This window comes from Syntrophales bacterium, assembly GCA_023228425.1.
Classification (GTDB): Bacteria; Desulfobacterota; Syntrophia; order Syntrophales; family UBA2210; genus MLS-D.
Genome location: JALOBE010000022.1, coordinates 1 through 13,072 on the forward strand (window position 1 = coordinate 1; position 13,072 = coordinate 13,072).

General features: G+C 42.0%; 10 protein-coding genes and 1 pseudogene. 10 read left to right on the forward strand and 1 reads right to left on the reverse strand.

Features of this window, described 5'->3' with window-relative positions; genetic code table 11:
* Nucleotides 1–157 precede the first annotated feature (157 nt).
* From M0Q23_08620 to M0Q23_08655, 8 genes are all read left to right on the forward strand, one after another.
* On the forward strand, nt 158–1,669 hold the full coding sequence (locus tag M0Q23_08620) for a sugar ABC transporter ATP-binding protein (GenBank protein MCK9528683.1): 1,512 nt from the start codon (nt 158–160) through the stop codon (nt 1,667–1,669).
* 33 nt (nt 1,670–1,702) lie between these two features.
* The gene (locus tag M0Q23_08625) at nt 1,703–2,680 is read left to right on the forward strand and encodes an ABC transporter permease (GenBank protein ID MCK9528684.1); all 978 of its coding nucleotides are present in this window, start codon (nt 1,703–1,705) and stop codon (nt 2,678–2,680) included.
* Nucleotides 2,681–2,707: 27 nt separating this feature from the next.
* Complete coding sequence (gene torT, locus M0Q23_08630) at nt 2,708–3,841, forward strand: TMAO reductase system periplasmic protein TorT (protein ID MCK9528685.1); 1,134 nt, start codon at nt 2,708–2,710, stop codon at nt 3,839–3,841.
* Nucleotides 3,842–5,182: 1,341 nt separating this feature from the next.
* On the forward strand, nt 5,183–6,889 hold the full coding sequence (locus M0Q23_08635) for a hydantoinase B/oxoprolinase family protein (GenBank protein MCK9528686.1): 1,707 nt from the start codon (nt 5,183–5,185) through the stop codon (nt 6,887–6,889).
* Nucleotides 6,890–7,113: 224 nt separating this feature from the next.
* The gene (locus tag M0Q23_08640; protein MCK9528687.1) at nt 7,114–8,148 is read left to right on the forward strand and encodes an L-erythro-3,5-diaminohexanoate dehydrogenase; all 1,035 of its coding nucleotides are present in this window, start codon (nt 7,114–7,116) and stop codon (nt 8,146–8,148) included.
* A 39-nt stretch (nt 8,149–8,187) separates the two neighbouring features.
* Nucleotides 8,188–10,212 carry a hypothetical protein gene (locus M0Q23_08645; protein MCK9528688.1) on the forward strand — a complete coding sequence of 675 codons (2,025 nt, stop codon included), beginning with the start codon at nt 8,188–8,190 and terminating at the stop codon, nt 10,210–10,212.
* Nucleotides 10,213–10,581: 369 nt separating this feature from the next.
* Nucleotides 10,582–10,983, forward strand: a complete 402-nt coding sequence (locus M0Q23_08650; GenBank protein ID MCK9528689.1) for a hotdog fold thioesterase — start codon at nt 10,582–10,584, stop codon at nt 10,981–10,983.
* Between the two features lie 175 nt (nt 10,984–11,158).
* Nucleotides 11,159–11,485 (forward strand): transposase, encoded by a 327-nt coding sequence (locus M0Q23_08655; GenBank protein MCK9528690.1) that lies wholly within the window; start codon nt 11,159–11,161, stop codon nt 11,483–11,485.
* Here the strand turns inward: M0Q23_08655 and M0Q23_08660 are convergent.
* Complete coding sequence (locus M0Q23_08660) at nt 11,458–11,619, reverse strand: hypothetical protein (GenBank protein ID MCK9528691.1); 162 nt, start codon at nt 11,617–11,619, stop codon at nt 11,458–11,460. The two genes, M0Q23_08655 and M0Q23_08660, sit on opposite strands and share 28 nt — an antisense overlap.
* 99 nt (nt 11,620–11,718) lie before the next feature.
* Between M0Q23_08660 and M0Q23_08665 the strand changes: the two are divergent.
* Together M0Q23_08665 and M0Q23_08670 are read left to right on the forward strand one after the other, a co-directional pair.
* Nucleotides 11,719–11,910: pseudogene (locus M0Q23_08665) on the forward strand (transposase).
* Nucleotides 11,911–12,072: 162 nt separating this feature from the next.
* Nucleotides 12,073–12,900 carry a 3-keto-5-aminohexanoate cleavage protein gene (locus tag M0Q23_08670; protein MCK9528692.1) on the forward strand — a complete coding sequence of 276 codons (828 nt, stop codon included), beginning with the start codon at nt 12,073–12,075 and terminating at the stop codon, nt 12,898–12,900.
* The last annotated feature ends 172 nt before the right edge of the window (nt 12,901–13,072 follow it).

The following is a 13,072-nucleotide window of genomic DNA, read 5'->3' on the forward strand; positions in this document are numbered from 1 at the left end:
TTATTATGACTGTCAAAGAGCGTTTCATGAGCACCAGGCACTGGCTCAACACTATTTTCAACGCGGCGACTGAATCCAGAACTAAAACCTGTAAAAACGCCGCATGACTTTTTACGGGACCATCAAAATTAAATACTAAAAAAGAGAGAGTCAGTTTATGGGCGCAGATAATTTAAGAAATGATTCCTTGATTAGGATGGAGGGCATAACCAAAAAGTTTCCAGGTGTTGTTGCTCTCAAGGGTGCGAATTTTGAATTGCGAGCAGGCGAGACTCATGTTTTGTTTGGTGAAAATGGGGCTGGGAAAACGACATTGATTAAAGTGCTGTCAGGCGTTTATCCTCCGACAGAGGGGAAAATATACATCAACAACGAGGAAGTTTCCATAAAGAACGCATATGACGCCAGGCAAAGAGGGATAAGTTGCTGTCATCAGGAAAGAAGTCTGGTCCCGCAATTAACAGTACTTGACAATATTTTTTTGGGCCGAGAATTTGCAAATAAAGGTATTCTAAATAAGCATTTAATGCGAAAGTATGTTGTGGATAGGACGGAAAAGGAAGGTCTTGATATCAAAGACATATTGGACGTTGAAGTCAGCAATCTGAGCATAGCAAAACAGCAACTTGTAGAGATTGCAAAGGCCGTCATTTATGATGCAAGCGTAATCGTTTTGGATGAGCCATCGGCATCTTTAACTGACGAGGAGATGGCCGTATTATATAATTTGATTGAACGACTAAAACGAAATGGAGTGGGTATAATATATATTTCACATCGGATTGATGAAATCAAGAAGGTGTGTGACAGGCTGACCGTATTGCGAGATGGACACACTATAACGACCCTCGATTCAAAGCAAGATATAACTGAAGATAATTTAATCCGATTGATTACAGGGTATGAAACGGGAATGAGTTATCCGCCTTTGAGAAAAATCGAGGGCAAGAAAATACTCGAAGTAGTGAATGTCGCGACAGCGGGAGGATTAAAAAATTTAAATTTTGATATTAGAGAGGGTGAGATATTGGGTGTTGGAGGGCTAGAGGGATCCGGCAAAGACAAAGTCGGAAGGCTTCTGTTTGGTCTCGAAAAAATAGTCAGCGGTCATGTGAAGGTGTTTGGAGAAGAAATAGGCAAAGCAAGCCCGAATCGTATGTTGAGTAAAGGGATTGTATATTTTCCTGCAGATAAAACAAAAATATTATTTATGGGACGACCACAACTAGAAAATCAATCCATATTGTCGTTGAAGAGTTTTACTAAAACGGGATTCCTCCAAAAAAAAAGAGAAAAAATGGAGGTTACGGAAAACGTCCATAAGTTGAGTATTGTCCCTAAGGACACGTCTAAAATGGTTTTGTACATGAGCGGAGGAAACCAAAAGAAAACGTTGGTATCAAGGGGTCTTTTGAAAAAAGCAAAATTAATTATTTTTGATGAAGTGACGCACGGTATTGACATACATGCAAAGGGGGAAATATACAAACTACTGCACGAATTGTCTCAAAACAATGTCTCGATCGTGATGATAACGTCTGAACTTGATGAACTATTGAATATTTCACACAGAATAATAACCATGCATGAGCATGCAATATTTAATACATTTGAGCATGAAGAGGCTTCGCGTGTGAAATTGTTGAATAGCTACTTTGGTATTGAGTAGGAATGAAAAATAATGACCGGAGATTAATTGCTTATGAAAATCAAGAACGCGAATACAATGGCTAGCATTTTTGGAAAATATGGAAAACTTGGAATACAGTTAGGCTTGTTTGTTTCCATTGTGGTTTTCTTTGCTTTAATGAACCCCGTATTTTTAACGGCTGATAATGCTCTGTCAGTTGCTCGTCAATCCACATATCTTGCAATAATGTCGTTAGGGCAGATGTGTGTGTTAATAGTGGGTGGTTTCGATCTGTCTGTAGGGGCAGTTGCTGCTTTGGTGAGTATCATATCAACCATGGTCATGTTAGAAATATCGGATCCAGCGGTAGCAATAATAGTTGGTATATTGGTCGGGCTTACTGTCGGTACCATAGTAGGTCTGTTAAATGGTTTTATTGTCGCGACGTTCAATGTGTCTCCGTTTATCGCAACATTAGGAATGATGGGGATAATCAATGGAATTACTCTCATGATCTCATCGGGGGCCCCTGTTTACGGCTTTACGGAGAAGTTTTCAGCCATCTTTGGTTATGGAACGTTCTTAGGTCTGCCGTCTCCGGTAATTGTGAGTGTTTTGATAGCACTCGTGATGTATGTATTATATAACATGACGCCCTTGGGGAGGCATATGTGGGCTATTGGTGGAAATATTAACGCGGCCGTCTTGTCTGGTTTGTCGAACATGAAATATAAGTTGATTGCTTATGGTATTTCAGGTTTTATGGCGGCATTGACAGGAATTATGTTGAGTGCTCGTGTATCTTCAGGAGAGCCGACGTTGGGGCATACCATGATGATGACTTCCCTTGTCGCGTGCGTTATAGGGGGTGTTGCTGTTGGCGGAGGTGCTGGTAATGTCCCGGGAGCTTTAATGGGAGTTATTCTGATAGGGATATTGGGCAATGGTATGAATTTAATGAACTTGGGTGCGTATGGTCAAGAGGTTGTTATGGGAGTATTTCTGCTCATGGCAATAATTTTCGACAGGTATATGCATCCGGGCAGATAAATAGAACAAAAAAAGGAGAAATGAACTATGAGAAAAACGGTAGTATTGATTCTAATGTGTGTCTTCTTCTCGTTAATTGCATTCTCAAATGCGAACGCGGAAGAAAAACAATGGTGGCCTTTGGAAATATTCACCGTTACAGATGCTCCGCAAAACGTCGGTATCGGCGAAAAAATGGAATCGGGTGTTGTAAGTTACGAACAATACACCCCACCGATGAAGGCAAAAAAGCCATTTAGGATTGGTGTTTTGTTTCCGCACTTGAAGGATCCCTATTGGCTGGGTCCCGCCTACGGTATCGCTGAAGAGGCAAAGCGACTAGGAGTTTCTATGACGCTTCTGAGTGCGGGAGGCTATGAAAACAACATAAAACAGATTGATCAATTGGAAGATTTGGCGGTAAAAGGTGTTGATGGCGTCATTATAGTGCCGTTAAGTTATACGGCTCAAGATAATGCTATAGCGAAACTACACCAACAGGGAATTCCCGTTGTAGAGCTCTTAAATGATTGCCGGACTGATGAGCTTGTAACAAAAGTTGGAACCAGTTTTGTGCAGATGGGATATGCCGCCGGCAAACTGATTATAGAGGATGCTCAGAAGAATGGATTGAAAAAAGTAAATACGGCATATTTCCCTGGTCCGGCAGGTGCAGCATGGGCTGAATATTCATGGAAGGGATTTAAGCAGGCAATAGATGAGTCTCCAATTCCTGTAGAAAATCTTGCAGTGAAATGGGGGGAAATGGCAAAAGAGCTGCAAATCAAAATGATTGAAGATGTTTTGATGACATTTGGTGACAAAGTGCACTATATCGCAGGAGATGCTCTTGCGGCTGGTGTAGCCATCATTCCTATCAGGGAAAAAGGGTTCAAAGGTAAGATAAAGATAGTATCTGTTGACCTGTCAGATTACGTAATTCCTTGGATCAAGACGGGCGATATATTGGCCGGTAGCTCTACGCAAGGAGTATATCAGGCTCGATTAGCGATGAACATTCTAGTTGATGTGCTAAATGGAGATAAAAACATAGATGAAATTCCAGATGTTATGGGGGCTAATGTTCAAATCCTGACACAAAATAATTTTGACGAATTTCCAATGGACGCAATCGTTGCACCTAAGGGTTTCAGCCCCGTATTCAAGGTGGATGTAGATTAAATAAATTGATAACAAACAAGAAAAAGGGATTTGCTAATTTAGCAGTTCGGCGGCGCAATGCCTAGCTAGCTTCATTATAATAAAGAGCCATTGACTGCAAGCAGAGTGTGTGCGGAATGAAGATGTAATCTGGGCAAAAAGGGGATTAGCTTCGAGAGGTGGTCGTAGGGCTAACCGGATAATTTAGCAATCCCCCTTGCCAGACTCTTCTGCGGATGTAAGAGGTGAAGAGCAATATTAATGTTAATCGGATACCACAAGTGTACGGAATACTTCTGCCGATATATCCATTGGACAGAAGTATTCCGTATTGGTAGTTTAGAGACAACCATTTCTAGTAGTTGGTTAGTCATGACGAGTTCGTAAAAAATCAAAAAATGGTGAATTTTGAAAATCGAGCCCAATATTTTCAGTGAGTTGCAAAGTTGCCTTTGGAAAATTTGGACTTTTTACGGGATCATCAATCATGGTTCTTTCAAATAAAGCCTTGGAAAGACCTTCAGCATTGTGGAGAGAACGAAAAAGTAACCGACTCACAAGGATGGATGCGATTGATCAGGGCCTGTAGACGAACGGTAATTTTCGTCGTGCAGAAGAAGCGGTTAATGCGCAAACTCTGTACCCTGTCAGCGCGGAGTATCACAAAAACGGGACTGCTCAAAAATCGGGTGTCGGGTTGCTCTTTTGAAGCACGAAGGTGAGACAATGCGAGGCGGCAGTGTGGAATTCTTCCCAATCCAATTGCCTGGATAATTCGAGCTGTACAAACAAGACAAAGGCAAGGGAGTCCCGCTATAGAGATTGTGTTGCATCTCTACGCTGTCATAGCCATTACTTGGTGCAAGCGACGAAACTAGTATCGACCGCCGTGATCAATCACGGAAAAAGTGCCTGATTCCAAGGAAACCACGTTGAAAGCAATGGTTCCACCACGAGGATGTGCAAGGTGTGTAGATGCGCCAACTGCCATGGTAGAGATTTTTGTCTGCGATATCGGGCAGGCTTCAACATCCAGAGGATTTTTCGACAGTCAAGCAGGGCAACAGTCAAGAACCGCTACTGGTTGAGTCAGGGGAAAGCGTTCAACGGGAAGAAGACAACCATTCCATGAACGAAAGACGTTTCTCTAAGAAATAAAGTTTGACGAGCTAGGTAAAAAGTCGAAAAATGGCGAATTTTGAAAATCGAGCCCAATATTTCCAATGAGTTATAAAGCTGCTTTTGGAAAATTTGGACTTTTTACGGGACCGTCAAGGTTAATACTTGAAAGATTCTTGACTCATTAAAAGATTGAAAAGATTAGGCCAGATTTAAATAAGTATGGAAGGAGAGCGAAGACATATGAAGCTGTTAAAATTATACGATATTTCATTACTGAACTTACGATTTGGTTTAATTCCTCCGACTATGGACCAGGTGTTGCATAAGACAGCGAGATCATCTCAATTAAATGTCGGGAAGGACTATTCGTCTGGAGTTACACTCGGGGACGGCGGTGAATTCATAGTGGAAGAAGGCGATCCAACTCATTTGGCGGCGCTACACTTAGTGCCTGAAGCCGTGTTTAAACTGGTAGGAGAAGAAAATATCAAGCCAGGTGATTGCTATTTAACAAATTCTGCCCATGCAGGAGGAACTCATCATGCAGATTACACGCTGGCAGTTCCGGTATTCTACGATAACGAACTGATGTTCTGGGCAATTAATAGAGCGCACCAGTCTGACTTGGGTGCTCCATTACCTACCTCATATCCAGCGAAAGCAAAAAATATATACGAGGAAGGGTTACATTATCCTATTATGCAGATTCAATCCGGTTACGAGGACAGAAAAGATTTAATTAGGATGATAATGTATAGAAATCGCGTGCCAGACCGGTACTACGGTGACTATTTAGGCCAACTCAGTGCCGTAAGAACTGCGGAGAGAGAGTTAATTGCAATATGTGATGAATACGGTGTTGAAAAGGTAAAAGAGTACATAAGCTGGATTCTAAATTATAGTGACCGTCTAATGGCAGACGAAATAGGAAAATTGCCTAAGATGGAAAATGAAATTACAATAAAACATGATCCGATATGGGATGTTGCTCCTGACGGAGTAGAAGTAAAGGCTAAAGTGATAGTTAATCCGAAAGAAAAGACTGTCACAGTGGATTTTACGGGCAACAAAACCAAGAACCTGCCCTTCGGATTTAATGTATCAGAAGCTACTCTGTCTGCTGCCGCATACTGGGGGGTATTCAGTAACCTTAAGCAAATACCCCATAATGCAGGTAGTTATAAACACATTAAAATAAAAATGAATGACGGGACAGTGATTGGGAGGCCGAGTCGAGAAGCGAGTACGGCGATTGCAACAACTAATATTGTTGGTCGTGCGTTTAGTGCGGTCTCTATGGCGTTCGTGGAAATGGGCAAGCCATATGGTTTTGCCGAGGGTGCGAATGGTATGTTGGCTAACTGGGCTGTGATCTCGGGAAAAAACCCCAGAAAAGAAGGCGAGAAATATGCCGCTCAAATTTTCTTGGGTGCAGGAGGTGGCCCCGGTCTGTTCGGATATGATGGCTGGTTAACGTTTGGGACTCCAGATTCCGGAGGGGCAATGCGCTGTGACAGTGTCGAGTTGTTTGAGAGGAATTATCCTATTCTGGTAGATAGGGTAGCTGTTCGAAAAGACAGCCTTGGAGCAGGAGAGTTTGATGGGGCTCCGGGAGTAGATGTTGCTTTCGGACCGGTTGATACAGAAATTACCATAGGATATTATGGAGATTGCATAGTAAATCCCCCTAGAGGAGTTCTGGGCGGCAAGGATGCTGCGAAATCAGAAATATTTAAAATCGATGTGTCAGGCAAACGAATTGATCTTGATATAATAAAAGATAATGAAGTTATTAAAAATGGTGAAAAGGTTGTTTCACTGACCTCTGGTGGAGGTGGTTATGGATCACCGAAAGATAGGGATCCTAATGCAGTTATTAAAAAAGTGAAACAGGGGTGGATTTCTGCTGAGTTTGCAAGGAATAATTATAATGTGAGTGCTTCATGAGAATACTTTGGTCAAAGCATATGTGACAATGTACAATTATGAAAAGAATCTAGAATTTTAAGCAGGAGCAAGTTGACAATAAATACCGAGAGCCCCATTCTGAAAATTTATTGGAGGAATATTGAGTTGATAAGGAGAGTACGTTATTTGTATCTCGAGTGTTGCTCCTATATGTTCTAAATGTCGGAATAAAATCAAAATTATTTTATAGGGAGGATATAGGAATGAACGGATGTGAATATGGAACCCATAGAGTAATTTCACCAAAGGGTCTGTTGCCGCAGGCCGCTGACAAGCTGAATAATAATATGGAAGAATTCTGGGATAATGAAATTATGATTGATGTCGCAGCCCTTAATGTAGATTCGGCAAGCTTTACGCAGATTCGAGAAGAGGCTGACGGAGATGAGAATGAAATTGCAAAAATCATTATGAGGACAGTGGCAGAAAGAGGGAAGCAACACAATCCAGTAACAGGGTCTGGTGGAATGCTTATTGGAAAGGTGGAAAGAATCGGGGAGTCGCTTAAGGAGAAAGTTGATATTGTAGAAGGAGACAAAATTGCGACGTTAGTATCCCTGACGCTCACCCCACTGTATATAAATAAAATTAAAAAAGTATACATCGACAAAGATAGAGTTGAGATCGATGGAAAGGCCATTATATTCGAAAAGTCAATTTTTGCAAAACTTCCGGACGACATGAGTGAGTCACTCGCTTTGGCAGTCTTTGATGTGGCAGGAGCTCCCGCGCAAGTCGCGAAGATGGTGACGGCGGGAATGAATGTAGTCATTATGGGTGCTGGTGGTAAATCAGGAATGTTGTGTTGCTACGAAGCAAAAAAGAGGGCCGGCATCACCGGTAAAGTTATAGGCGTTGAAGTCAATCCGAATAATGCTGATCGTCTCGAGCGCTTGAATTTGTGTGATCATGTAATAAGAAGTGCTGAATCTCCAATTCAATTAAAAAACACTATTTCCGAAATAACTTTGGGGGAAATGGCTGATATAACATATAATCTTGTAAACGTACCGAATACAGAAATGGCGTCAATAATGGCCACGAAAGATGATGGGATTGCTTATTTCTTCAGCATGGCAACAAGCTTTACAAAAGCAACGCTGGGCGCTGAGGGGATAAAGAGCGATGCAAAATTGGTCATGGGTAATGGATATACAGCAGGACATGACGAGATTTCACTACAAATATTACGAGAAAACAATGATTTAAGGAAATTGTATGAAGAGATATATGCGTAATATCAAGGGACAACGTAAATTTAGATCAGGAGACGAATTATGAATGTAAATCTGAAGATGCGAGTCAATATAGATTACGACTATACCAGTTTATTGACGCTGAATTTGAAAGATGAGAAGTCAAATTTATTTAGAGATGCGACAAATAGAAATGGCGACTTTTGTGAAAACTTAAAACGCATGCTTAATCAAGCAAGCAATTTCTATAAACTAAGTGTCGAAGATCTGTTAAAAGAAACAAAGGAAATCGAAATTAGTACATCGATATTTCTAGATTATCTACGAACCGGAATGACCAGCAAGACAGGTATTATATGCACTAAAGGATTCAGAGATATATTGACATTTATGGGCTACAAGGAGAGTCCGTTCGAGTTCAGGCTGGACTATCCCGAACCGTATGTCACGCGCGAATTGACGAAAGAAGTAAGTGAGAGAATAGATAGTGACGGTAAGATCGTATTAGAATTGAACGAAGATGAAGTCAAAAAAGTTGTGAATGAGCTTATAAGTGAAAATGTCGAAGCAATTGCGGTTTGCTTGCTATGGTCCGTAAGAAACAATGCTCATGAAACCAAAATTGGAGACATAATAAGAAAAAATAGCAATCTTGAATACTCCTTAAGTCATCAAGTGTATCCATATCTTGATGAAAATTGGCGAACGCTTTTTACCTCAATAGATGCGTCGCTCAAGGGAAAGATAAAAGAATTGTTGAGTAGCTTGGATAATTACATTCAAATAAGCGGTTATAAAGGAACAATCAAATATTTAGATTACCATGGGGAATTTAACGAGATAGAGAATGCGTTAAATAACACTGCGAGCATGATAACAGCATCACCACTTGCAATCAGAGCCGCAAAAGAATACATGGATAGCAGTGAAGACAATGGGGTATTGCTAGTAGACTACAAAGGCATTGACAGTGACATGGGCTCGATAATTTCAGAGCATAAATTTGATATAAAGAACACAACGATAGTGGATGTCTCAAACATAAATGCAAGTGGCGAAGCAGTCGCAACAGTAGATGAGTATGGATTATTCAAACTAAAACAAAAGAGCCATGATGAGAATAAAGCGGAGCTAAGTGGTCCATCAGTTAACGAAGCGAACATTGTGTTGGGATATTTGAAGAACGAAAATGTGGTGAATAATCAAAAGATATACCGCATCAAAGAGCCAGGACAAGCTATTGAAGAAGAGGTATGCAAAAAAACTGGAGAGACTATAGAAAATGCAGCAATGTCGATGTATTTGGTTTCCTGCTTTAGCATCATTAATAAAATCAAAAGCATAGCCATTGCACAAGGCCTGGAAACAAGCAAGCTGACAATATTTGGAGGATATGAAGCATTTGGGTTATATGCGGGGAGAATATTGGATGAGTTGAGTGCCAGTGAAGTGGTCCTGCCGGCTCTAGGTGGAATATTCGCTGACAATGACGGCAAAAGCAGTGGATTGTCAAGGAAAATTAGCAAAGAGTTCATGGTGAATTCAAAAAAATATAGTTTAGAGGATCTCAAAAAGGAGTTGGAAAAGATATATGTTGAAGCGAACAACTATTTAGGTGAAAAGAATGTTGATGTAAAATATCGAAAATATGAATATATGGTAACAGTTAAATATCCAAATCAGACGTTCGAACTTGCAATACCGTTTGAAAAAATGGAAGATCAAAAAGATTTCGAGGAACTGGTTCAAGACTTCCATAAAAAGCATCTTCAACTGTACTATGTAAATTCGCCGGAGGAAGCTGTAGAATTTACTACATGGAGCTTGCTCGCATCAGGTGGTAAAGGGAATGAGGCAGATTCTGAAGTAGCATCTAAACAAACCGGCTACAGAGATGTGGAATCTGACGAAAGAAGATCAATCTTCTTTGAAGACAAGTACGTTGATGTGAATGTGTATAGCGCCGATCGATTTAAGAGCGGTGATTCGGTTAAAGGATTGTGCATGGTAGAATCGGAATTATTCCCAATTCTGGTATATCCGCAGCAGAGATTAACCATGACTGCCGGGGGATACCTCCAATTGAAAAAAATAACTAATGAATAAGTGTAGTAAGTAATAGTACAGAAAGGGAAATTAAAGACATAAAGAAATAACAGGATGAGGAAAGACTCAGGCAGTTCGTAAAAATGAGCAGAGGAAGTACCTCCTAATATACGGGAAGAAAACAAAGGAACCGATGGTGAGCTGACGGAAGAGTAGGTACTCCTTCTGGAGTGGATCGGTCACGACTGACGCGAGAGTAATATGTGGCAATGGATGTTCTTTTAAATAGCGAACTTCACGTACATGTGCGTGAGTCACAGGGATGACTGTCGAGGTACCTTCTCTACGACAATACCATAGAAGGCGGTGGTAGGTTCAGAAAGCATCCCGATCGGAAGAATCTTGAACGTTTCAAAAAGGAGAAAAAAGATGCAAAAATACGAGTCGACGATACGGGTGAGAATGTCTCAAGCTGACGCTCACTATGGCGGTGACATGGTGGACGGAGCAAAAATCCTCAAACTATTCGGTGATATAGCGACTGAATTACTTATTAGGCATGATGGGGATGAAGGGCTATTTCTTCGATATGATGAAGTTAAATTCTTGAGTCCTGTTTATGCTGGAGATTTTATCGAAGCAAAAGGATGGATAACAGAAGTGGGGAAAACATCACGGAAGATAGAATTTGTTGCAAAAAAGGTTATTCAATCCTTAAAAGATCCCACACAACCTACGGCTGCTGATTATCTTGATGACCCTATAATCATTACAGAAGCGCGAGGTGTTTGCGTAGCCCCGGAGAAACTCCAGCGCAAACGGAGCAAGTGACTTGAAAATATCTCAGTTTTTTGGATGTAAATGTTAGATGTAGTGATCTAGATAGTCGGTCCTGAAAATTTTTCTATCTATATGATATAATTTGCTATATGTTTGTTTGTTTTTGTGCCATATGTTTTTGCAAGAATGCACCAAGAAAGCCAAAGAAAGATTGTAAATTATACCCATGAGACCAAAGCGATCAGCCCAGCATAATCGGCAAGAAGACTTGTTTCAATCGGAGCTTTCACAGGTCATAGATCCTCGTCATCCTCTGATGAAACCGGCCGGGACCGTTGGCTGGGATCGGCTGGCCGATCTGTTCGGCGCGATCTACAGTCCGGATCAGGGTCGTCCGGCCATCAGCACCCGCCTGATGGTTTCCCTGCATTACCTCACGTACATGCACAACCTCAGCGATGAAAACGTTCTTCAGGGCTGGGTGGAGAATCCCTGTTGGCAGTGCATGGGGGGCATGAAGTTCTTTCAGTATCGCTTTCCCATCGATCCGTGAAACGGGGTATTGTGTTGCGCCAGAACTACTACAACCGAGAATCGAAGCATCTCGTCACGCAGCAGAGTCGCTATGCCCATGCCCGCCAGATAAAGCGGCCCCAGACTATCCACGGCAATCCCTATGACGGTCACACCTTGACGGTGTCTTTTCACAGGTTGAGCCTATTGCCGGTGCCCCGGAGCATGTCTTCGTTGACATGGGGCACCGTGGCTACCGGGTACACAGATGATGTCCAGATTCATGTGGACATCAGGCGTCGAGGCAGAACCCCGCGGAGCCTCCGGCACTGGATGAAGCGCCGTGGTGCGGTGATCGGTCATTTAAAACGTGAGCACCGTATGGACCGTAACCGTCTGAAGGGAACCGAAAGCGACCGTATCAATGCGATCCTCTGCGTTGCCGGCATGAACTTCCGGAAGCTGCAGCGCTTTGCTGCTGCTTTTTTGCGCCCATTGCTCAGACAGTACTTCGCGGTTGTCACCGGCCTTGGTATCGCTTTGGTTATCAAAGAGCTTGTGGGTAACTCAACGATCCGAAAAAACGAGTTTTTCGGGATCGGCTAGATAAAGGAAAGGATTGAAGAAATGAAAAAGCTGATTATTACTGCAGCGATACAAGGTGCAGAATTAACGAAAGAGATAACTCCTTATCTCCCTGTCACACCGGAAGAGGTCGCAATTGAAGCAAAGCGGGCGTGGGAAGAAGGAGCTGCTGTTATTCACCTTCATGTGCGTGAGCCGGATGGTTCGCCATCGCAGAGCACCGAAAGATATCGTGAAAACATAGATGCTATCATATCAACTGGATGTGATGCAATCATTCAAGTGTCGACCGGCGGGGCTGTCCATATGACTGCGCAGGAGCGAGGTGGGCCACTAAAGCTAAAGCCGGAATATGCCACTTTAAATACGGGATCAATTAACTTTGGTCAGGATGTTTTTATTAATTCAGTAGCAATCATGGAAGAACTTGCTTTGGAAATGAAGAAAGGTGGCGTGAGACCGGAATTTGAGGTGTATGAAGAAGGCCACATCCATAATGCCATGGCGCTTGTTAGAAAAGGGCTGGTAACCGGTCAGCTTAATTTCGATTTTGTTCTTGGAGTGCCTGGAGCTATGGCGCCAACGGTAAAAAACTTGTTTCACTTAATTGATGCTATTCCACATGAGGCAAACTGGACGGTCTCTGGTATAGGAAGAGACGAACTCATCCTCGGGGGTGTTGCGGTTTTTATTGGTGGAAATGTAAGAGTCGGCATGGAAGACAATATCTATTATTCGAAAGGTGTTCTCGCAAAAAGCAACTCGGAGCTGGTGGCGCGAATAGTACGTATAGCGAAAGAATTCGACAGAGATGTCGCGAATCCCGCTGAGGCGAGATCTATTCTTGGTATTGAAAGAAAGAGGGCCTGAATCAAACTTGTTAAATGATCAAAGAGATCAATATTTCCAATGAATTACAAAGCTACCTTTTGCTGGAGTTTAATACCTGCAAAAAAATAATTCTTCTATTTCATGGACATAGGTGTCCCCGAAAAGTTCTTGGCACCACATGTGGTGTTTGCTCTTTGAAAAGTGGATACTG